We start from the raw sequence: 21,321 nt of genomic DNA on the forward strand, positions 1-21,321 counted from the left end.
AAAAAATAAAAGGGAGTGAATAAAATTATGTATGAAAAAAAGGAAATTCAGAAATTAATAGATAATTTAGATATTGTAGAGGTAATCTCAGAGTATGTAAATTTGAAAAAATCAGGTTCTGGATACATGGGGCTCTCTCCTTTTAAAGAAGAAAGAACGCCATCTTTTTCAGTAAGTCCTGTTAAAAATATGTTTTATGACTTTAGTTCAGGGATTGGTGGAAATGTAATAAAATTTTATCAACTGATAAATGATGTAAATTTTCCACAAGCAGTAAAAGAATTGTCACAAAAATACAACATTCCATTAAAGACATCTAATTTTGGAAATAATTATAATTATAATTATGAAATTAATCAGAATAAATATAAAGAATATTATGAAATATTAAGCAGTGCTCACGAATTTTTTAAAAATGCCATAAAAGATGATGAAAAAGCATTGAAATATATGGAAGAACGAGGTTTTTTACCGAAAGATATAAAAAAATTTGAAATAGGATTTTCTTTGAACGAAAGAGATGAGCTGTTTAAATATTTAGTAAAGAAAAATTTTTCTGAAAAAAAGATATTGGAATTGGGACTTGTAAAAAGGAATGAATCGGGAGTGGTGTATGACACTTTTAGAAATAGAATTATGTTTCCAATTTACAATCCCCAAAATAAAATTGTAGGTTTTGGCGGAAGAATTATTGAAAAGGATACGGATTTACCCAAATATTTAAATTCAGCTGATTCTGTCGTCTTTAAAAAAGGTAAGGAATTATTTGGATTAAAAAATCGTGGAGAAGCTATTAAGAGAAAAGGCTTTGCCATGCTGATGGAAGGATATTTGGATGTACTGACGGTAAGAAAACATGGTTTTGAAACTGCAGTTGCAAGTCTTGGAACAGCTTTTACTGAAGAACAGGCAAGTTTGATAAAAAGATACACAAAAAATATAATAATTGCTTATGATAACGACGAAGCTGGGAAAAATGCCATTATAAGAGCTGGGTATATTTTAAAAAAGCTGGATTTTGAAATAAAATGTCTTAGAATAACTGAAAATGTGAAAGATCCAGATGAATTTTTGAGAAAATATGGAAAGAGAAAGTTTATCGAAACTTTAAAAAAATCAGTCGATTTTTACGATTTTTTATTAATTGAATTTAAAAAAAATTTGAATATGGAAGAAATTGCTTCCAAACGGATATTAGTTAAAAAATTTAAGCCATTTTTTGAGAGTTTTGAAACAGAGTTGGATAAGGAACTGTATATTCAAAAATTGTCGCACGAAATTGGAATTGAAGAAAAATATTTAAGACAGGAATTTATAGTTGAAAAAAGCCAGATAAAAAAATTTAAAAATAATAATTACATAAAAAAAGACAATCAAAAAAAAGGGGTACAAAATAAAAAAGAGAGTAAAAATTTATATGATGATTTAGAAGAACAGACAATTATATATTGCATAAAATATTTTAATTTAGAAAAAGAAAAAGTTAAGTTTCTCATGGAAAAAAAATTAACAAGTGAATTTTATAGCGCTTTATTTTCAAAATTAAAAGAGATAAACTTTGCAGTAAAAAATGTTTTGCAAATAAATGAAACTGATCTCACTGAAGAGCAAAAAGAAAAAACATTTGGTCTAAGATGTCTTTCTGACAGAAAAACTGAAAGTGAAGAAAGTTTTTTTAACGAAATATTTGAAAGTTGGCTGAGAAGAGAAATAGATGAGATTAATGAAAATCTCTCAAGAGCAAAGCAATTTAAATTAAAGAGAGAAGTTGAAATGGAACTTGGGAAAGAATTTCATACATTTGAGGAATTAAAAGAAATATATAAGAAATTTGAAGAAATAAGGAGACCAGAATAATGTCTGAAAATAAAAATAAATTAAAAAACAGTCTCGCAAATTTTATAAAAGAAACAAGAAAGCAGAAAGTAGCTAGTTACGAAGAAATTAATGCCGCTCTACCAGCGGATTATCCGCCTGAAAAGATAGAACAGTTAATAAGAAAATTATCTGACGACGGTGTCCAAATAGTTGATACACTAAAAGAAAAAAATGAATTGTTGAAAGTTCCTAAAACTATGGAAGAAATAGAAAAAATGGAAATTTCTGACTTTGAGGATGGAAGCGATGAGTTTGTGGAAAGTGAAATTGACGACACGGAAGTAGATAAATTACTACAGGCAGATTTAGTTAAAATGGCTGAGAGCATGGATGTGGACGAACCAATTAAAATGTATTTGCGTGAAATTGGTCAAATACCGCTTTTGAGTTATGAAGAAGAAATAGAATATGCGCAAAAAGTTTTAAATGGAGATGAGGAAGCAAAACAAAAGCTAATAGAATCTAATTTGAGATTAGTTGTAAGTATAGCTAAAAAACATACTAATCGTGGTCTAAAAATGTTGGATTTGATTCAAGAAGGAAATATGGGTCTTATGAAAGCGGTCGAAAAATTTGAGTATGAAAAAGGATTTAAATTCTCGACTTATGCGACTTGGTGGATAAGACAAGCTATAACAAGAGCAATTGCAGATCAGGGAAGAACAATAAGAATACCTGTTCATATGATAGAAACAATTAACAAAATAAAAAAAGAAAGCAGAATTATTTTGCAGGAAACTGGAAAAGAGCCGACTGCTGAAGAATTGTCGAAAAAATTGGAATTGCCAGTTGAAAAAGTTAAAAATATACTTGAAATGAATCAGGATCCAATTTCTTTGGAAACACCTGTTGGAAGCGAAGAAGATAGCGAATTGGGAGATTTTGTGGAAGATGATAAATTTGCAAATCCTTACGACGCAACTACAAGAGTGCTTTTAAAAGAACAGCTTGACGATGTTTTAAAGACATTGAATGATAGAGAAGAAAAAGTGCTTAGATATAGATATGGACTTGATGACGGATCACAAAAGACACTAGAAGAAGTTGGAAAGATTTTTAATGTGACAAGAGAGCGTATTAGACAAATTGAAGTGAAAGCGCTAAGAAAATTAAGACATCCAAGCAGAAGAAAAAAATTAGAAGATTATAGGAGCTAGACATCTGGATGGCTCCTTTCATTTTAAAATAGAGGTGGAAAATTGTTAAGTAATATTATAGAAGATATTAGAAAAAAAAGTAAATTTAGTTTTGAGAAAATTGTTGAAAACAACGATTTATCTGACGATGAATTTTTTGAATTATTAAAAGTTATTTATTCAGAAAATATTTCAGAAGTGCGAACATCTGTCGATGGAAGTGATTTTATTAAATAGTGCAAGAACACTCGCGACTTTAGTCGTGAGATGAATTGTACGAAAATTTTAGTAAGCATATAGGGAAACTTGTATGTAGACACGGATCAAAACCGTGCAACAAAGAAACTGAATTGCTGGGAACTCTTAAAGCTAGTATAACCACAACATAATACTTAAGTGAGAAAATGGTATAGGTGTGAAGGTAGCGAAAGCAGAAAAAATATACTAGATGATGCAAGGTTAAAGCCTAAACATTATGATAATAGACAATCAGCAGCTAAACCTGAAAAGGAAAGTTCAACGACTATCCCTCGTGAGGGGAGTACAATACAAGCGATTGGTATTGGAAGTGGTTTCGCCTAAGTCCTTGAAATAGGATATGGATAAGATATAGTCTGTGCTTGTTAGAGATAACAAGAAGTTCAAGGCTAGTCTCCTTAATTTATTAAGGAGTATATATGCCAAGAGAACTGCATAAGTAGTAGCGCACTTATGCGAACGACGCTTCCCACTGTTGTGGGGTTTTAAAAACTTTAAAAATATTAAAAAAAAACAGATAAAATGTAGAATACATGGTATAATATCTCTGATGAAAAGGAGGTGATATCTATGTATTTAACATTAAAACAACAGGTAAAACATCTTAGTAAAAATGAGTTTAGGAATTTAAAATATTTATCTCATATAGCCAAGAACTTAACTAATGAAGCTATATATAATATTAGACAGTATTATTTTAATAAGAAAAAGTATTTAAGTTATAATGAAAACTATAAAATACTTAAAAACAGTGAGAACTATAAAAAACTAAATTCTAATATGGCTCAACAAATTTTAAAAGAAGTAGATGGAAGTTTTAAGTCATTCTTTGCACTTTTAAAACTTGCTAAGAATGGTCAATATAATGGTAAAGTAAAATTACCTAATTATCTTGATAAAGATGGTTTTACTGCACTTGTTATAGGTTTTATAAGATTAAAAGATGATATGCTGATAGTTCCTTATTCAAATTTGTTTAAGAAAACTCATCAGGAAGTTAAAATTAAGCTACCACCAGTATTAAAAGACAAGAAGATAAAAGAGATTAGAATAATACCAAAACAATATTCTAGGTACTTTGAAATTCAATATACTTATGAAGTGGAAGAAGTTCAAAGGGAATTAAATGAAAATAATGCACTAGGAATTGATTTAGGTATAGACAATCTGTGTACTTGTGTAACTAATAATGGAGCATCATTCATAATAGATGGTAGAAAATTAAAATCAATAAATCAATACTATAATAAGACAAATGCAAAATTACAAAGTATAAAAGATAAGCAAAAGATTAAGCGAACGACATTAAGACAAAAGAAAATAACTAGAAAGAGAAATAATCGCATAAATGATTATCTTTCAAAAGCAGCAAGAATAATAATAAATTATTGTCTTAATAATGATATAGGAAAAATAGTTCTAGGATATAATGAAGATTTTCAAAGAAAATCAAATATAGGAAGTATAAATAATCAAAACTTTGTAAGTATACCATATGGAAAATTAAGAGATAAATTAATATATCTATGTAAACTATATGGAATAGAATTTAAACTACAAGAAGAGAGTTATACATCGAAAGCAAGTTTCTTTGATGGAGATATAATTCCAGTATACGATAAAGAAAATCAAAAAGAATATAAATTCAGTGGAAAAAGGATAAAAAGAGGACTATATCAGACAAGTAAAGGCTATCAATTAAATGCAGATTGTAACGGAGCATTAAATATTTTAAGAAAAAGTAAAGTTGTGGACTTAAGCGTCCTATACAATAGAGGTGAGCTGAACACACCTAAAAGAATAAGGATAGTGTAAAGCTATCAAACTTCTTAGAAAATTTTTAAATATTTTTAAAGATTTTAGAACCCTGCGACTTTAGTCGTGGGAGGTTCAGTATATTAGAAAATGAAGATTTTTATTCTTTGGAAAAAAATACGATAAAATCTTATTTGGAAGATGTAAAAGAGAGAAATAAAGAAATTTTAAAAAAAATTAAAGAAAAGAAAAAATTTGAAAATGATGAATTAATTGACAGATATTTAAAAATTGCAGTAAAAGAAAGCCTTAATTATTCAAAATTTGGATTTTCATTTTTAGATATAGTTCAAGAAGCAACTTTGGGTTTAATTTCGGGATTAAATTATTATTCTAAAGTAATAGAAAATTTTAAAGACCCAGAGTTTTTTTTGAAAAATTTTTCAATAAAATATATTTTGGAATTTCAGAAAAAGTTGCTAAAAAACATAAAATCAATGGAATTGTCGTATATTTTGTATTTGAAATTGAAGCTGGATAAAGCGAGTGGTTACAGTCTTGAAGAAATTAGTAAGCAAATGAATGTTAATCCAGAATATTTAGAAGATCTGGAAAATTTGTTCGACAATGTAAAAGATGAAAAATCTGTTGAAATTGAAAAAATATTTGAAAAAGCTGATAGAATAACAAAAACATATATTTTAGAAAATATTCCAAAAAAATTGAGTTACATTGATGAGAAAATTTTGGTGATGTTTTACGGATTAGATGACAAAATTTATTCTGAAAAAGAAATAGCAAAAACTTTGAACATAGCAAGTCACAATGTGAGTATTTTAAAAGAAAAGGCACTTAATAAATTATCGATAGATATGTTACAAAGTGATTTTGTGAAAAATAGCGAAAATTTAGATTTTTTGGTTAATTAAAAAGTTAATTAAAAAATTAATTAAAATTAGAGTAAATTAAATAAAAAAATAAAAAATAAATTAAAAAAAATAAATAAATTAAATAAAATTAAAGAAAGAAAGGAAAAAAATAAAAAAAATAAAAAATGAAATTAAGAGATATAATAGGAGAATTAAAGACAAGATATAATCCTAAAATGGCAGAAGATTGGGATAATGTGGGACTTTTAATCGGAGATGAAAATAAAGAAATAAAAAAAATGTTGTTTTGCCTAGATGTGACTGAAAATGCGGTTGAAAAAGCGATAAAAAATGGTGTAAATTTAATAATTTCACATCATCCAGTTATTTTTTCTGGAATGAAAAGGATTAATAATCAGACATTGCACGGAAGAAAAGTTTTAAAACTTATTGAAAATGGGATAGCTGTTTTTTCAATTCACACAAATGCTGATTTTGCGATAAATGGATTAAATGATTTTGTGATGGAAAAGTTAAATTTAGCTGGAGAAACAAAAATTTTAAATGAAGTTAATTTTGAAGATTACAATGAAGTTAAGCATTGTATGGAGCGACATTATGGCGGGACTGTGAGAGTGAAAATTTTAAATGAAGAAATTACTTTGGAAAATTTGGTAAAAAAAATTAAATATGAACTTGGGTTACCTTATGTAAGATTTGTCGGAGATAAAAATCGAGTTATAAAAAGAATTGGTCTTGTAACAGGTGGTGGAAGTTCTTTTATCGGTCATGCAAAAGGAAATGTAGATGTGTTTTTAACAGGGGATTTAAGATACCACGAAGCACTTGATATGCTTGAAGAAGGTGGACTTTTGGTTGATATAGGTCACTTGGAGAGCGAGTATTTATTTGCAGATTTAATGAAAAGAGAAGTTTCAAAATTTTTTGGTGGAGAAATGATAAAACATTATGAAAATCAAATTTTTCAATTGGGGTAAAAAATTAATAAAAAAAGAGTTTTAGGCAATAAATGCTTAATTTCTCTTTTTTTTATTATTTTATTTTTTTATATATTTATGATAAATCGTGTCTACAATAACAGCAATTGCATTATCTCCAGATATATTTGCCGCAGTTCCAAAACTGTCTTGAGTAATGTATAATGCAATAAGCATTGTTCCTAGTGGACCTGTCGAAACAATTCCAACCATTCCTAAAAATGGCAGTGCTGACATTATTGCTCCACCAGGTGCTCCAGGTGCTGCTACCATAGCAACTCCTAAAGTCATTATAAATGGAAGCATGATTGATAGGCTGTGAGCCATATTATTTATCATTAAAACTGCTGTGACGCAGCTTGTTATCGTAATGATACTTCCAGCCATATGAATTGTTGCACAAAGTGGTATGACAAAATCTCTTATTTCTTCAGAAACTCCGTTATTTTTAGCACATTCTACATTTACTGGAATTGTAGCTGCAGATGATTGAGTTCCAAGTGCTGTTATATATCCTGGAATTTGATTTTTTAAAAGTTGAAATGGATTTTTTTTCCCAATCGCACCAGAAACCGCAAAAAGAGCGACTAAATACGCAATATGTAAAGCTAATACGCACAAAAATACTTTTATGAAAACTGACATTATTGTAAATACACCGCCGCTGTGAGCCATATTTGCAAATGTTCCAAAGATGTAAAAAGGAAGCACTGGAATTATCGAAGTTAATAAAACTTTCACAATGATTATGGAAAAATCGGAAAATAATTTATAGATTGTTTCTCCATCATCATTCTTCTGTGATTTTAACCAACTTATTGCAAGTCCCATTATAAATGAAAAAACTACTGCTGAAGTTACATCTAGCATTGGCGGCAAATCTATTTCAAAAAAAGGTTTTAACATGCCTTTTTCTGGATTTCCTATTTTTGCTAGAATACTTCCATCTATTATATGTGGAAAAACAGTTGAAGCCATTATATAGGCTATTGTTCCCGCAATAATTGTTGAACTGTAAGATATAAGAGTTGTTATTCCTAAAAGTTTTCCTGCACCTTGTGTCAAATCAGAAATTCCCGCTACAACAAAGCCAATAATCATAAGCGGTATGATAAATGCCAAATATTTACTAAACAGTTCTGAAAAAGTTACCGCAATCTTAATAATTGGTTCTGGCAAGACAAATCCAGCAAAAATTCCTAGTACAATTGCTATCAATAACCGTGAAACCAGACCTATTCTAAATTTTCTCATAAAATTTTCTCCTCTCGTAAAAAAATAATTATACTGCATTATACCCTGAACCTCTCACGACTGAAGTCGCGAGGTTCTTAAGTACTATTTAGTTTCTTTTGAATATCTAGTATTCAAATACTAGCTAATTTCCTTAAGACTTTAATGGATAAGCTCTCCGTTGAGAACATTTACATCCTGTTGGCTCGGTTCAAAACCAGTTTTTATTTTAAAATCCCATACATTTTAATGTTTTTACATTTCCTTTTTTTATTCTTTCAATTTCTTCATTATGCAATTTAACAAAATTTTTAAATTCTTTTTGTGCTTTTTCTATATTTACTTCTTCTAAATTTTCTTTTACATTCTTTATTAAAAATGCAGAATACAAATCTCTTTGTATTTTATTTCCTAATATTTCTACCCATCTTTTTGATAGACTTTTCTTTTCATATTCATTTGTACTATGATTTAGTTGACTAGCTTTTACTTTAAAAGTATCAATTTTTATTATATTTTTTTCAATATATCCTAATTTTCTATTTATTATTTCAATCAATAATGCAGGTGCTCTATTTGATAAAGATTTTCCAAATCTCTTTTTCTTTTTAAATTTTCCAGTTTTTTCAGATATTTCAGTTTTCTTGCTTCTTCTCTGTAAAGCTTTAAAACTCATATTTTCAACTTTTACTATTGTTCCAATTTCTAGTATACTATTCGCTAAAATATTATGAGATTGCTTTCTTTTCTCTGCGATTTTTCTCTGTAAATTTGAAAGTTTTAACTTTGTTTTCACATATGATTTGCTCTTTTTCCATTTTTCTTTATTTTCTATATTAATTGTGCCATCTTTGTTATATTTATTAGGATTGTTTGCTCTTCTCTGTCTATCTAGTTTTCTTTGTAGTCTTATTTTTTCTTTTTCATTTATTTCTACATTTTCAGCTAAAATCTTTAATTCTGCTTTATTATCACTAACGATTGCTATTGTTGAAGTTCCTATATCAATTCCAATTTCATTTTCTCCACCAACTTTATGTTTTTTAGGAGGTGTTCCCTCAAAAGTTATTTGAATGTAGTATTTGTTTTTTTCATTTACAACTCTTTTAAGTAACCTACAATATAATAATTTATCTAAAAAACAACTTTGTGCATATTTATCATTATTTTTTATTATTACTGGAATCTTTAAGCCTAACCAAGATATGCAACAATCTTCTTTAAAAAATCTAAGTCCTGTAATATTCCCTTTTTCTCTAACAGAATAGAAATTTCCATAACTTTTAAAATGTACTTTTTTAGCTTTACCATACTTAAATTTTTCATAAGTCGCAAAAGCTCTTTCAGCTAATTCTTGTCCCATTTGAGAACCTAGATTCTTTTTAAATTTTTGTGTCATAGGTTTCACATACTTATTTAATTCAAATTTAGATATTGAATATTTTCTGTCTAATTCTTTATATCTTTTAGATTGCTCTTTTTTATCTAAATTACTGATTTCTTTATATTCAGGAGAAATTATCATTTTTCTATGTCTTTTAAGAATTTCACTAAGGCAGGAATTATATATCATTCTAGCTATGTTTATTCTTTTTTCTAAAATATGTTCTTGCCATAGTTCAGTTTTTAAAGCTAATGTCAATACATAATTTGCCATAATTCCTCCTTATTTTTCTTTTTGAGTTTGGATATATCTTTTTATTTGTTCTTCAGTATTTTCAGAAACAGTTGCAACAAAATAACTAGGATTCCATAAGTGTCCACCCCATAACTTATTTTTTATCTCGGGATGTTTTAAAAAAAGTTTTCTTGCAGAAATTCCCTTGAATATTTTCAAAATATTAGGTATGAAATGTTGAGGACTACATTCAATTAATATATGAACATGGTCTAAATCTGTTTCCATTTCTATTATTTTTATATTATTTTTATTAGAAATTTCAATTAATAATTCTTTTAAAATTTTTTCAATATCATCAATTAATACTTTTCTTCTATATTTTACACACCACACTATATGATATTGAATTGAATACACATATCCTCTTCCAAAATTAATATTTAACATTATTTATCACCATTTTTATTATACCATATGTATTTAACTATTTCAAATTTTTTCGTTGCCAAAAAAATATGCCATTCATCTTATTCCTTGCGTCGCAAGTGTTCTGGCATAATTCATAAAATTTTTTGGTAGATAATATTAAAATAAAAAATCACAAAAAATTTTTTTCATTAGTTCTAAAATATGGTAAAATAAAGACATAGAGATTTAAAAAAAATAGAAAAAAATAAAAAAATCAATTAAAAAAATTAGAATAAAAAAAACAAAAAAATAAAAATAAGAAAAAATAGGAGAAAAAATGGAATTAATTTATTTAGATAATGCGGCTACTACAAAAATGTCAGAAAGAGTGATTGAAGAGATGACAAAATCGTTTAAAGAAGTTTACGGAAATCCATTTTCAACGCATACTTTAGGACAAAAGGCAAAAGCTGTGGTTGAAAATGCAAGACATATTGCGGCAAAAAATTTGCAAGTTGAAGCTAAAGAAATAGTTTTTACTTCTGGTGGGACTGAAGGAAATAATTTAGTTATAAAAGGATTTTTAAAAGAAAATAAAAATAAAGGAAAACACATTATTACAACAAAAATCGAACATTCAAGCGTGTTAAAGACTTTCGAGAATCTTGAAAAACAAGGATATGAAGTAACTTTTTTAGATGTCACAAAAGATGGAATTGTTGATGTAAAACAGCTAAAAAACGCAGTTAGAGAAGATACAGCTCTTGTGTCAGTTATGTTTGTGAACAACGAAACTGGGGTTATTCAGCCAATTAAAGAAATTGGTGAGTTTTTGGAAGAAAAGGGGATTTTTTTTCATACGGATGCAGTTCAGGCAATTGGAAAATTTAAAATTTATCCTAAGGAATTAAAAATAGGCGCTTTGACTGTTTCGTCGCACAAATTTTATGGACCGAAAGGCGCTGGATTTGTGTTTATTGATAAAAAGTATAATGTTGAGAAAGAAATTTGTGGAGGAAGTCAAGAGAGAAATAGAAGAGCTGGAACTGAAAATGTGAATGGAATTTTGGGAACTGGCGTGGCACTTGAAGAAATTTATGAGAAAATGGATAAAGTTTTGAAAAACGAAGAAAAAATTCAGAAATATTTGGAAGAAAAATTAAAAAATGAAATTGGAAAAATTCAGAGAGTTGAAATAAATGGCGGAAATTTAGAAAGAGTGAAAAATATTACTAATGTATTTATAGAAAATACAGATATTCAAATGCTTTTAGTGGCGCTTGACATGAGAGGAATTTGCGTGAGCGGAGGTTCAGCTTGTATGTCTGGATCGCTTGAGAATTCACATGTTTTAAAAGCGATGGGAATGGATGATGAGAAGCTGAAAAGTTCTTTTAGAATTAGTATTGGAAAAGATACAACAATTGAAGAAATTGATTATTTTATCGAAAATTTGAAAGAGATAATATAAAAATAATATATGATGTATATAATAGACCTGTTCGATAACTATACAAACTTAGAATTTAATAAAATAAACATCTTGAAGCAAGGGGTCTTGACCCCTTGTATAGATAAAAAAACTTAGGTTATCGAACATATCTAATATAAAATATAATATAATAAATATGATAATTAATATAAAGGAGAGAGAGTTGAAAATGGGAAAGATTGAAGCGATATTTTTGGATTTGGACGGGACGACACTTACAAGTGAGCATACTGTTTCGGAAAATTTGAAAAATAAATTGGATGAATTGGAAAAAAAAGGAGTTAAAATTTTTATTGCGACAGGACGAACATTTACTTCTGCAAGTCCTTTTGTTGAAATGCTTAAAATAAAAAATCCAGTTATTACTTATAATGGAGGAAGAATTGTGGATCCAGCAACAAAAGAGATGATTTACGAAAAACCGCTAGATGCACAGACGGTTGAGAAAATAATAAAAATTGCAAGAGAAAAAAATATTCACTTGAATTTATATAAAGATGATAAATTATATATTGAAAAGGAAACGGAAGAAGGAAAAGCATATGCAAAAAATGTTGGGATTCCATATTATGTAGAAAATTTTGATAACTTTTTTGGAAAGACTTCGACAAAAGCGCTTTTTATCAATGAAAATGAAATTTTACAGAAATTGAAAAAAGAACTTTGTGAAAAAATGCCTGATGTGACATTTGTATTTTCTAAGTTAAAATATTTGGAAGCGTTAAATAAAGAAGTAAATAAAGGATTGACAGTAAAAGTTATGCTGGAAAAGTATAATATTTCGCCACAAAGGGCGATGGCTTTTGGAGATCAGTGGAATGATTTGGAAATGTTAAAATTTGTAAAATATGGTTATCTTATGGGAAATGCAACCGAAGAATTGAAAAAAGAGTTTTCTTCTGACAGAATAACTTTGTCCAATGACGAAGATGGGATTTATGAAGTTTTAAAAAATTTGTAGAGTAGGGGAAAATTTATGGAAAGTGAATTTGTACATCTAAAGTTGCACACCGAGTATTCTTTGCTGGAAGGTGTTGGGAAAATAGATGAATATGTAAAAAAAGCAAGTGAACTCGGTATGACTTCTCTTGCGATAACAGATGTCAATATGTTTGGTGCGATAGAATTTTTTAAAAAGTGTAAAAGTGCTAAAATAAAGCCAATTATCGGACTTGAAGTTTTTTTTGATGGATTGGAAAATTTTGGAGAATATTCTTTGACTTTACTTGCGAAAAATAAAAATGGGTATAAAAATCTGTGCAAGTTGTCTTCGATTTCATTTGAGAAATTTTCAAGAAAAAGAAATAAAATAAAGTATGAAGATTTGAAAAAATATTCACAAGATTTGTATGTTTTGTCAAGCGGATTGAATGGAGAAATTACAAATTACATTTTGGAGGAAAAAAATGAAATTGCACGAAAAATAATGAGAAAATTATTTTTTGACTTTGGAGAAAATTTTTTTTTGGAAATTCCGGCGTCAAAAAAACTTGAGAGAGTGAAAAATATTCTTGTTGAAACAGCAAAAAGAGAAAAAATAAGTAATTTTGTTGTGACAAACGACATTTATTATTTGAACGAAGAAGACAAAATTTTAAAAAAAATAGTGGAACTTATAAAAGGAGGGGAAAAGTCGGATTCAGAAGAAATTATAAATAACAAAGAAATTAGAGATAATGATTTTTATTTTAAAGATTACGGTGAAATAAAAAGTTCTTTTGAGAATGAAAATGAGATTTTTGAAAAGGCAATAAAAAATATTCAAAAAATTGTTCAAAATTGTGAAATTGATTTTGAATTTCATAAATTTAAATTTCCTAGATATGAATTGCCAAAAAATATTTCTGAAAAAGAATTTTTGCGAAAACTTGTCTATAACGGAATTGTAAAAAGATATTCAATTGCAGATTTTGAGGCAGAAAATGAAGAAGATATAAAAGAAATTATCAAAAAATTTTCAAGCGACAAATTTAAAAATGAAAAAAATTTGGATGGAAAAAGTATAATAAAAAGAGCAGAATATGAACTTAAAATTATTGATGAAATGGGTTATAACGGTTATTTTATCATAGTTTGGGATTTTATAAAATTTTCTAAGGAAAATGGAATTTATGTTGGACCTGGGCGTGGTTCTGCTGCAGGAAGCATAGTTTCGTATACTTTAAATATCACGGATATTGACCCGATTGAATATAATTTGATTTTTGAGAGATTTTTGAATCCTGAGAGAATTTCTATGCCAGATATTGATATAGATTTTGATCAGGAGCAAAGAGAGCAAGTTATAGATTATGTCTATAAAAAGTATGGAAGTGAATATGTCGCTCATATCATAACTTTTGGGACATTGAAGGCAAGACTTGTAATTAGAGATGTGGGAAGAGTTTTGAATGTAAAAATTTCAAAAGTTGATAAAATTGCAAAAATGATTCCGTTTAATATGGATTTGAGTGAAGCGAAAGAAAATGTAAAAGAATTGAAAAATATGTATGAAACTGATAGGCAGACAAGAGAAGTCATTGATTATTCTTTAAAATTGGAAGGGCAAGTCAGACACACTTCGATTCATGCGGCGGGAATTGTCATTTCAAAAGATATTTTAACCGATGAAATTCCAATTTATTCTGATGGGAAGACAAAAGTTGTGGCAACTCAGTATCAGATGAAAGAGCTGGAAGAGCTTGGAATTTTGAAAATGGATTTTTTAGGTTTAAAAAACTTGACAATTTTGCGAAAAATTGTTGAAAATTTGGAAGAGAGCAAAAAATATAATGAGATTTTTTTTGAAAAGTCAAAAAATAAAGTATTTCTTGATAAAATTCCATTAGATGACAAAAAAACTTACGAATTGCTTTCAAATGCTGATACAATGGGAGTTTTTCAGTGCGAGTCAGTTGGGATTAGAAGTCTTATGAAAAAGATGAAAATTGAGAGTTTTAGCGATATTGTGGCACTTCTTGCACTTTATAGACCAGGGCCTCTTGGAAGTGGAATGGTCGATGACCTTATTTTACAAAAAAATTCGAAAACTACAATAAAGTATATTGATGACTCTTTAAAAGACATTTTATCAGAAAGCTATGGAATGATTTTGTATCAGGAGCAAGTTATGAAAATTTTAAGCGAACTTGCAGATTATACGCTTGGGGAAGCCGATGAAGTGAGAAGGGCGATAAGTAAGAAAAATCTTGAGTCAATTCAAAAAAATCGTGAAAAATTTGTAAAAAATACTTTAAAAAAAGGCATTTTGCAGAGTGAAAATCCACAAAAAAAAGCAAATGAAATTTATGACTTAATTGAAAAATTTGGTGGATATGGATTTAATAAGTCACATTCAGCAGCATATTCGCTAATTGTTTACTGGACAGCTTTTTTCAAGGCAAATTATCCTTTGGAATTTTTTGCTGCAATAATGTCGGTGGAAGTTTCAAATTTAGATAGATTTCAAGTTTTTGTAAATGAAGCTAAGAAAAACAATATAGATTTACTTTTACCTGATGTAAATATTTGCAATAGAGATTTTGAAGTTGTGAAAAACGAAAAAGAAAAAGAAAATAAAAAAGAGAGAGAAATAAAAGAAATAAAAAAAATAGAAGAAATAGAAGAAAGGAGAGAAAGAGAAAAAGAAAACAAAAAAGAAGAAGATAAAGAAGAAAAACTGGAGAACAAAGAAAAACAATATAGAAAAGAAAATGAGAGATGTGGAAGCATTCGTTTTGGATTTTGTGGAATAAAAGGAATAGGAGAAATGTTATTTCAAAATTTGAGTGAAGAGTTAAAAAGTAGGAAATTTGACTCGTATGAAGATTTTTCTATGCGAATGAAAGACAATGAAATGACGGAAAAACAACTTAAAATTTTGATATTTTCAGGAGCATTGGATAAATTTGGGAAAAGTCGAAAAGAAATGCTTGATTTGGTTAAAGATTTTGAACTGTTTGATGCAGATGAGGAGGTAAATGTCATTTTTCTTGAAGCTTCTGATTCAAAAAATTCGGAAGATGAAAAAATAAAAAGTAAAAAATTTTCACAAATAGAACTTTTGGAAAAAGAAAAAAAATATTTAGGAATTTATGTTTCAAAACATCCATTGGATTTGAAAAAAGTTTTGATAAATATAATTTCTCACGATAAAATTAAAAATATTTCCAAAAAAAATTTAAAAACTTTAAGAATTATTGGAATGATAAGAAATTTGAATATTTTTAATACGAAAAAAGGTGAAAATATGGCAAAATTTGAATTGGAAGATTTTGATGGAAATATTGAGATTATTTGTTTTCAAAATAAATATGCGAACTTTAAAGACGAAATCAAAGAAAATGAAATTGTCATTTTAGAAGGAAATGTGAATTTTGAAGATGAAAAATATAATATTTTTTTAGAAAATATTTGTAAATTGGAAAATTTAGAAAAAAGACAGGATTTGAAATTATTTATTAAAATTGATGAAGATACGATAAAAAAATCCCAAGAAATAAAAAAATTGATTTTGAAATATCAAGGAAAAAATAAAGTTATTCAGGTTTTGCAAAAAAATCAAGAAAATCAAGAAAATCAAGAAATTAAAAAAATTAAAAAAAATAAATTTAAAATTTCTAAATATAGCATAAATTTATCTTTAAATTTTTTGCGTAGATTGGTAAAATTAATCGGATTTGAAAAATTAAAGATAAGATAATGATTTTTGGTAAAATCTTAAAAATATTGTAAAATATAATATTGTATGTTATAATAAATTATCAAAATTAAGTAATTTTTTCAAAATAAAAAAATAAATTTTTAAAAATGACAGTTTAAAAATAAGGAGAAAAGATGGAATTAAAAGATATTCAAGAATTGATGAAAGTTATGAAAGAAGAAAAATTGGAAGAACTGAAAGTTCAATATGGAAAAGTAAAATTGACACTGATTAATTCTTGTGATGCCAGTCCAAAAATAAACATAGCTCAGCCTGTAAAATCTGCTAAAAAAGAAGAGAAAGTTCAAAAAGAAGAAATTATCAAGTCAGATAATGTTGGGAAAATAAAATTATTGGATGTAAGCAGTGGAAAAGAAGTTAAAAAAGGTGAAATATTAGCTAAAATTTACACAATGGGAATTGAAAATGAAGTAAAATCTACAGTTGACGGAGTGATAAAAGAAGTTTTGGTTTCTGACGGAATCGCCGTTGATTTTTCAAAAGAATTATTTAAAATCGAAATAAAATAAATTAAAAAAGTTAATATTTAGGAGGAATCAATGTTTAAAAAAATATTAATAGCAAATAGAGGAGAAATCGCTGTGAGAATTATAAGAGCAGCAAGAGAATTGGGAATTGCAACAGTTGCTGTATATTCAGAAGCGGATAAAGATTCATTGCATGTAAAACTTGCGGATGAGGCAATTTGTATTGGAAAACCAAGTGCTGCTGATTCTTATTTAAAAATACCAAATATCATTTCAGCTGCACAAATTACAAACAGTGAAGCAATTCATCCAGGATATGGATTTTTATCAGAAAATCAGAGATTTGCTGAAATTTGTGAAAAAAATGGTATTGTGTTTATTGGTCCTAAACCAGAACTTATCAGTATGATGGGAGATAAAGCGACTGCAAGAGAAACTGCGAGTAAGCATAAAGTCCCAATGACAAAAGGATCGGATGGAATTGTCCCAACTGTTGAAGAAGCAAAAGAAGTTGCCAAATGGATAACTTATCCTGTTATGATAAAAGCCACTGCCGGTGGTGGTGGAAAAGGAATGAGAATTGCTCACGACGAAAAGGAATTAGTTGAAAATTATATTGTTGCGCAAAATGAAGCTAATGCAAATTTTGGGAATCCTGATGTTTATATCGAAAAATATGTTGAAGAGCCAAGACATGTTGAAATTCAAATAATTGGAGATAAATATGGAAATGTGGTTCATTTGGGAGAAAGAGATTGCTCAATTCAAAGAAGACATCAAAAATTGATAGAAGAAAGTCCATCAACTGGAATCGATGCGAAAACTCGTGAAAAAATGGGAAAATTTGCGGTAAAATTAGCTAAAGGAATAGGTTATGACAGCGTTGGAACATTGGAATTTTTGGTCGACAAAGAAATGAATTTTTATTTTATGGAAATGAATACGAGAATTCAAGTGGAACATACAATAAGTGAAGAAATTACAGGAGTTGACTTAGTAAAAGAGCAAATAAGAGTGGCAGCTGGAGAAAAATTGAGTTTCACTCAAAAAGATATAAGTATACATGGACATGTAATTGAGTGCAGAATAAATGCTGAAGATTCAGAAAATGGATTCTTGCCGTCGTCTGGTATTTTGGAAAAATATATTCCATCTGGTGGAATTGGAGTGAGAATAGATTCACATTCGTATCAAAATTATGAAATCCCACCTTATTACGATTCAATGATAGCTAAGTTAATAGTTAAAGGAAAAAATCGTGAAGAAGCAATTGTGAGAATGGAAAGAGCGCTAAGAGAATTTATAGTAGAAGGAATTGACACAACAATTCCATTCCATTTAAAAGTTTTTGAAAACAAGGCGTTTAGAGAAGGAAAATTTTATACAAACTTTATCGAAACTTATTTTAGCGAAGTTTTGGGAAAATAAAAAAATTTGTTAAAAAAAGATGGAAAAAATAAAAAATTGTGGTATAATTTTATTAATAAAAGCAAGTTTTCCTATTTTTTAAAAATGGGATAAATTGTTTGAAAAAATTAAATATTTAATTTTAAATTTAGGAGGAATCAAAATGAACGAATTAGGAAATGTAAATATATCTCAGGAAGTTGTTGCAACAATTGCAGAATTAGTAGTTTCGGAAATTGAAGGAGTAAGCAGCTTAGTTGGTGGAAAATCAAAAAATGAAATAATCAAATTTTTCCAAAGCGTATCTTCTGGAGGAAAAGGAATTGATGTAGAAGTTGGAGAAACTGAATGCACAATCGACTTGTATATCGTAGCTAAAATGGGTTATCCATTACCTGCTCTTGCTGGAGAAATTCAAACAAAAGTGGTAAAAGCAATTACAGAAACAACTGGACTAAAAGTTCAGGAAGTGAATGTATACATTCAAAAAATTGTTGAAGATGATAAAAAAGATGAAGTAGTAGTGGCAGAAAAAACAGAGGAATAGGTGTGGATAAATGACAGCTATATTAGGATTTTTAGCAAAATTATCAGTAATATTGGGATTTATCGGAATTGCCTTTTCTAGTATTTCAGATATTTTATTTAAAACAACATATTTGGATCAGTTGGATAATGCAATTGATTTGAGTGATTTTAATGTTAAAATTTTAGTTGGAGTAGTTGCAATAATTTATTTAGTATTATTTTTACTTTCATATGTCAACAAACTTACTAAATATTCTCAAAATAAAAAAGTGAGAAATAAAAATGGCGAAATCGAAGTATCGATAAAAACAATAAATGAAACTACTAAAGAATTTTTAAAGACAAAAGAAATTATAAAAAGCTCAAAAGTGAGATCATATTCAAAAGGGAAAGCGGTTGTTATCGAAGCAAGTGTGGATACATACAATGTGGAAGATTTAAACGACAAACTTTCGAATATTCAAAATGAATTAACCGATTATGTTTTTCATTCAACTGGAATTACAGTAAAAAAAAGTAAAATAAAATTGAGAAAAGTTTTAAGTGAAACAATAACAGAAAAAAAAGCTGTGGATTTTTCTGAAAATACAGATAAAAATCGGGAACAAAAAAAAGAAACTGAAAACGAGAAAAATTCTGAAACAAGCGAAAAAACAGAGTAACTTAAAAAATAAAATTGCAAGAATAATTGGAAATATTATCTAAAAAATAATGTAAGAACCGTAAGAACAATGGGGATAGCTCAGTAAATTTATTGAGAACCACGGGATTTTTTCTATGGGAGTTCGAGTATTTTGAAGATTTTAGGAAGGGAAATTTGATGACAAGAAGAAAAATTAGAGAAGAAATATTTAAACTTCTTTTTGAACATGAACTAATTGATAACGATATTCAGAAAAGAATTGAAGAAGTTATTGAAGAAGAAAAAATTACAAAAGAAGACCAAATTGATTTTTTAAAAAGTTATGTAACTGAAATTATTGAAAATGAAGAAATTTTAATAGAAAAAATAAAAAATATACTTGACGGTTGGACTTACGAAAGACTGGGAACAATAGAAAAGGTACTATTAAAAATCTCTTTTTACGAAATTCTTATAAAAAAAGTGGGATATGAAATTGCAATAAACGAAGTTTTAGAAATTGCGAAAAAATATTCTTACAATGATACAAAGGATTTTTTAAATGGAATTCTTGCAAAATTAGTAAAAGATATAAAATAAAAATAAAAAACTTCTATGTGCTTTTTTTGGTATGTAGAAGTTTTTGTATATAAATAATAAATATTTAAACGAAAATAAAAAATAAAATAAAAAAATTTAGAAAATTTAAGAAATTTAAGAAATTCTAAGAAAGGAAAAAATAAAGAAAAATGAAAAAAATAGGAATTGTCGTAGGGAAATTTTTTCCACTTCACATAGGACATGTAAATTTGATTCAAAGAGCTAGTGGAATTGTGGAAAAGGTATATGTAGTCGTTTCATATTCGACTGATGGAGATGATCTTATTACTTCAAATTCTAGGTTTGTGAAAGAAATAACACCAAAGGACAGACTTCGTTTTGTAAAACAGACATTTAAAAATCAGCCTAATATAGTTTCTTTTTTGTTTAACGAAGACGATTGTCCACCGTATCCAGATGGCTGGGAAAAGTGGTCAAAATTATTGAAAGAAGAAATTGAAAAAAGAGAAAATAGAGAAAAAAGAGAAAATGAAGAGAACAAAAAAAATTTGGATTGGAAAAATGATGTGATTTTCATAAGTAATCACAAAGATGATAAAAAATATTATTTAAAGTATTTTGGCTCACAGACGAAATCAATTGATGAAAATTACAATGAATATAATGTAAATTCTCACGAAATCAGAGAAAATCCAAGTAAATATTGGAATTATTTACCTCGAGAAGTAAGAGAGCATTTAATCCCCATTATAACCATATGTGGCGGTGAAAGCAGCGGAAAAAGCATTATGATAGACAAACTTGCCAATGTGTTTAATACAAGTTCTGCTTGGGAATATGGACGAGAGTATGTTTTTGAAAAATTGGGTGGAGATGAAGATGCTTTGCAATATTCGGATTATGAAAAGATAGTTTTTGGACATCAGTCAAATGTCTTGTATGCTGCAAGAAATGCGAATAAATTTGCACTGATTGATACGGATTACATCACAACTTTAGCATTTTGCTTGACTTATGAAAAAAGGGACAATCCAATTGTCAGAGAATTTGTGCAAAATTATAGATTTGATCTTACTATACTTTTGGAAAATAATGTAAAATGGGTAAATGATGGACTTCGTTCAATTGGAGATGACGACAGAAGAGAAAAATTTCAAAAATTATTAAAAACCTTGTACAAAGAGTACAATATTTCATATGTGACTGTGAAATCAAATAGCTATGAAAACAGATATTTGGCTTGTAAGCATATTATAAAGGCATATTTAAACGGAGAAGAAAATTTGCAAGAAATTGCCGATAGCTACGAGTAATTTTTTGATGTTAAAATAAAAATTTTCGCATTTGGCAAGTTGCAAAATATATCAATATATGGTATAATGAATT

19 protein-coding genes are annotated in these 21,321 nt (G+C 27.9%); 16 read left to right on the forward strand and 3 right to left on the reverse strand.

The window, feature by feature from the left end:
• Nucleotides 1-27: 27 nt before the first annotated feature.
• The 7 genes from dnaG to J5A73_RS02205 all read left to right on the forward strand — a co-directional run bounded on the left by dnaG (nucleotide 28) and on the right by J5A73_RS02205 (nucleotide 6,894).
• A complete protein-coding gene (gene dnaG, locus J5A73_RS02175) occupies nucleotides 28-1,857 on the forward strand; it encodes a DNA primase (protein ID WP_249069347.1) in 1,830 nt (609 codons plus the stop codon).
• Nucleotides 1,857-3,035, forward strand: coding sequence for an RNA polymerase sigma factor RpoD (gene rpoD / locus J5A73_RS02180; RefSeq protein WP_211616227.1), 1,179 nt, complete (start codon nucleotides 1,857-1,859; stop codon nucleotides 3,033-3,035). Before dnaG ends, rpoD begins: the two co-directional genes overlap by 1 nt.
• Nucleotides 3,036-3,077: 42 nt before the next feature.
• Nucleotides 3,078-3,251, forward strand: coding sequence for a hypothetical protein (locus tag J5A73_RS02185; protein WP_249069349.1), 174 nt, complete (start codon nucleotides 3,078-3,080; stop codon nucleotides 3,249-3,251).
• Nucleotides 3,252-3,286: 35 nt separating this feature from the next.
• A complete protein-coding gene (locus J5A73_RS02190; RefSeq protein WP_211615099.1) occupies nucleotides 3,287-3,403 on the forward strand; it encodes a MarR family transcriptional regulator in 117 nt (38 codons plus the stop codon).
• 439 nt (nucleotides 3,404-3,842) lie between these two features.
• A complete protein-coding gene (locus tag J5A73_RS02195) occupies nucleotides 3,843-5,087 on the forward strand; it encodes an RNA-guided endonuclease TnpB family protein (protein ID WP_211616229.1) in 1,245 nt (414 codons plus the stop codon).
• Between the two features lie 107 nt (nucleotides 5,088-5,194).
• On the forward strand, nucleotides 5,195-5,956 hold the full coding sequence (locus tag J5A73_RS02200) for an RNA polymerase subunit sigma (RefSeq protein ID WP_211616231.1): 762 nt from the start codon (nucleotides 5,195-5,197) through the stop codon (nucleotides 5,954-5,956).
• A gap of 125 nt (nucleotides 5,957-6,081) precedes the next feature.
• On the forward strand, nucleotides 6,082-6,894 hold the full coding sequence (locus J5A73_RS02205; protein WP_211616233.1) for a Nif3-like dinuclear metal center hexameric protein: 813 nt from the start codon (nucleotides 6,082-6,084) through the stop codon (nucleotides 6,892-6,894).
• Nucleotides 6,895-6,954: 60 nt separating this feature from the next.
• Here J5A73_RS02205 and J5A73_RS02210 read toward each other — a convergent pair whose 3' ends face one another.
• The 3 genes from J5A73_RS02210 to tnpA form a co-directional block, all read right to left on the reverse strand.
• On the reverse strand, nucleotides 6,955-8,148 hold the full coding sequence (locus J5A73_RS02210; RefSeq protein WP_211616235.1) for a dicarboxylate/amino acid:cation symporter: 1,194 nt from the start codon (nucleotides 8,146-8,148) through the stop codon (nucleotides 6,955-6,957).
• 208 nt (nucleotides 8,149-8,356) lie between these two features.
• A complete protein-coding gene (locus tag J5A73_RS02215) occupies nucleotides 8,357-9,784 on the reverse strand; it encodes an RNA-guided endonuclease TnpB family protein (protein WP_211615249.1) in 1,428 nt (475 codons plus the stop codon).
• A gap of 9 nt (nucleotides 9,785-9,793) precedes the next feature.
• Nucleotides 9,794-10,195, reverse strand: coding sequence for an IS200/IS605 family transposase (tnpA, locus tag J5A73_RS02220; protein ID WP_211616237.1), 402 nt, complete (start codon nucleotides 10,193-10,195; stop codon nucleotides 9,794-9,796).
• A 298-nt stretch (nucleotides 10,196-10,493) separates the two neighbouring features.
• On the opposite strand from tnpA, the gene J5A73_RS02225 reads away from it, so the two are divergent.
• From J5A73_RS02225 to nadR, 9 genes are all read left to right on the forward strand, one after another.
• Nucleotides 10,494-11,627, forward strand: coding sequence for a cysteine desulfurase family protein (locus J5A73_RS02225; protein ID WP_211616239.1), 1,134 nt, complete (start codon nucleotides 10,494-10,496; stop codon nucleotides 11,625-11,627).
• A gap of 190 nt (nucleotides 11,628-11,817) precedes the next feature.
• Nucleotides 11,818-12,609: a Cof-type HAD-IIB family hydrolase gene (locus J5A73_RS02230; protein WP_211616241.1), complete on the forward strand. Its 792-nt coding sequence runs from the start codon at nucleotides 11,818-11,820 to the stop codon at nucleotides 12,607-12,609.
• Nucleotides 12,610-12,624: 15 nt separating this feature from the next.
• The gene (gene dnaE, locus J5A73_RS02235) at nucleotides 12,625-16,329 is read left to right on the forward strand and encodes a DNA polymerase III subunit alpha (RefSeq protein WP_211616243.1); all 3,705 of its coding nucleotides are present in this window, start codon (nucleotides 12,625-12,627) and stop codon (nucleotides 16,327-16,329) included.
• Between the two features lie 134 nt (nucleotides 16,330-16,463).
• The gene (locus J5A73_RS02240) at nucleotides 16,464-16,859 is read left to right on the forward strand and encodes a biotin/lipoyl-containing protein (protein WP_211616245.1); all 396 of its coding nucleotides are present in this window, start codon (nucleotides 16,464-16,466) and stop codon (nucleotides 16,857-16,859) included.
• Between the two features lie 30 nt (nucleotides 16,860-16,889).
• Nucleotides 16,890-18,245, forward strand: coding sequence for an acetyl-CoA carboxylase biotin carboxylase subunit (accC, locus tag J5A73_RS02245; protein WP_211616247.1), 1,356 nt, complete (start codon nucleotides 16,890-16,892; stop codon nucleotides 18,243-18,245).
• Nucleotides 18,246-18,387: 142 nt separating this feature from the next.
• The gene (locus J5A73_RS02250) at nucleotides 18,388-18,771 is read left to right on the forward strand and encodes an Asp23/Gls24 family envelope stress response protein (protein WP_211616249.1); all 384 of its coding nucleotides are present in this window, start codon (nucleotides 18,388-18,390) and stop codon (nucleotides 18,769-18,771) included.
• 10 nt (nucleotides 18,772-18,781) lie between these two features.
• Entirely contained in the window at nucleotides 18,782-19,414 is a 633-nt protein-coding gene (gene amaP, locus J5A73_RS02255) for an alkaline shock response membrane anchor protein AmaP (RefSeq protein ID WP_211616251.1), read from the forward strand.
• 158 nt (nucleotides 19,415-19,572) lie between these two features.
• Entirely contained in the window at nucleotides 19,573-19,974 is a 402-nt protein-coding gene (gene nusB, locus J5A73_RS02260; RefSeq protein WP_211616253.1) for a transcription antitermination factor NusB, read from the forward strand.
• A gap of 149 nt (nucleotides 19,975-20,123) precedes the next feature.
• Nucleotides 20,124-21,248 carry a multifunctional transcriptional regulator/nicotinamide-nucleotide adenylyltransferase/ribosylnicotinamide kinase NadR gene (gene nadR, locus J5A73_RS02265; RefSeq protein WP_211616255.1) on the forward strand — a complete coding sequence of 375 codons (1,125 nt, stop codon included), beginning with the start codon at nucleotides 20,124-20,126 and terminating at the stop codon, nucleotides 21,246-21,248.
• The last annotated feature ends 73 nt before the right edge of the window (nucleotides 21,249-21,321 follow it).

This window comes from Leptotrichia sp. oral taxon 218 (genome assembly GCF_018128225.1).
GTDB lineage: Bacteria > Fusobacteriota > Fusobacteriia > Fusobacteriales > Leptotrichiaceae > Leptotrichia.

Bases quoted from the DNA above. Each gene is read 5' to 3' on its own strand.
- rpoD (WP_211616227.1), top strand. From the start codon at position 1,857: ATGTCTGAAAATAAAAATAAATTAAAAAACAGTCTCGCAAATTTTATA.
- dnaE (WP_211616243.1), top strand. From the start codon at position 12,625: ATGGAAAGTGAATTTGTACATCTAAAGTTGCACACCGAGTATTCTTTG.
- J5A73_RS02250 (WP_211616249.1), top strand. From the start codon at position 18,388: ATGAACGAATTAGGAAATGTAAATATATCTCAGGAAGTTGTTGCAACA.
- J5A73_RS02230 (WP_211616241.1), top strand. From the start codon at position 11,818: ATGGGAAAGATTGAAGCGATATTTTTGGATTTGGACGGGACGACACTT.
- nusB (WP_211616253.1), top strand. From the start codon at position 19,573: ATGACAAGAAGAAAAATTAGAGAAGAAATATTTAAACTTCTTTTTGAA.
- dnaG (WP_249069347.1), top strand. From the start codon at position 28: ATGTATGAAAAAAAGGAAATTCAGAAATTAATAGATAATTTAGATATT.
- J5A73_RS02210 (WP_211616235.1), bottom strand. From the start codon at position 8,148: ATGAGAAAATTTAGAATAGGTCTGGTTTCACGGTTATTGATAGCAATT.
- J5A73_RS02215 (WP_211615249.1), bottom strand. From the start codon at position 9,784: ATGGCAAATTATGTATTGACATTAGCTTTAAAAACTGAACTATGGCAA.
- nadR (WP_211616255.1), top strand. From the start codon at position 20,124: ATGAAAAAAATAGGAATTGTCGTAGGGAAATTTTTTCCACTTCACATA.
- J5A73_RS02225 (WP_211616239.1), top strand. From the start codon at position 10,494: ATGGAATTAATTTATTTAGATAATGCGGCTACTACAAAAATGTCAGAA.
- tnpA (WP_211616237.1), bottom strand. From the start codon at position 10,195: ATGTTAAATATTAATTTTGGAAGAGGATATGTGTATTCAATTCAATAT.
- J5A73_RS02205 (WP_211616233.1), top strand. From the start codon at position 6,082: ATGAAATTAAGAGATATAATAGGAGAATTAAAGACAAGATATAATCCT.
- amaP (WP_211616251.1), top strand. From the start codon at position 18,782: ATGACAGCTATATTAGGATTTTTAGCAAAATTATCAGTAATATTGGGA.
- J5A73_RS02240 (WP_211616245.1), top strand. From the start codon at position 16,464: ATGGAATTAAAAGATATTCAAGAATTGATGAAAGTTATGAAAGAAGAA.
- J5A73_RS02195 (WP_211616229.1), top strand. From the start codon at position 3,843: ATGTATTTAACATTAAAACAACAGGTAAAACATCTTAGTAAAAATGAG.
- accC (WP_211616247.1), top strand. From the start codon at position 16,890: ATGTTTAAAAAAATATTAATAGCAAATAGAGGAGAAATCGCTGTGAGA.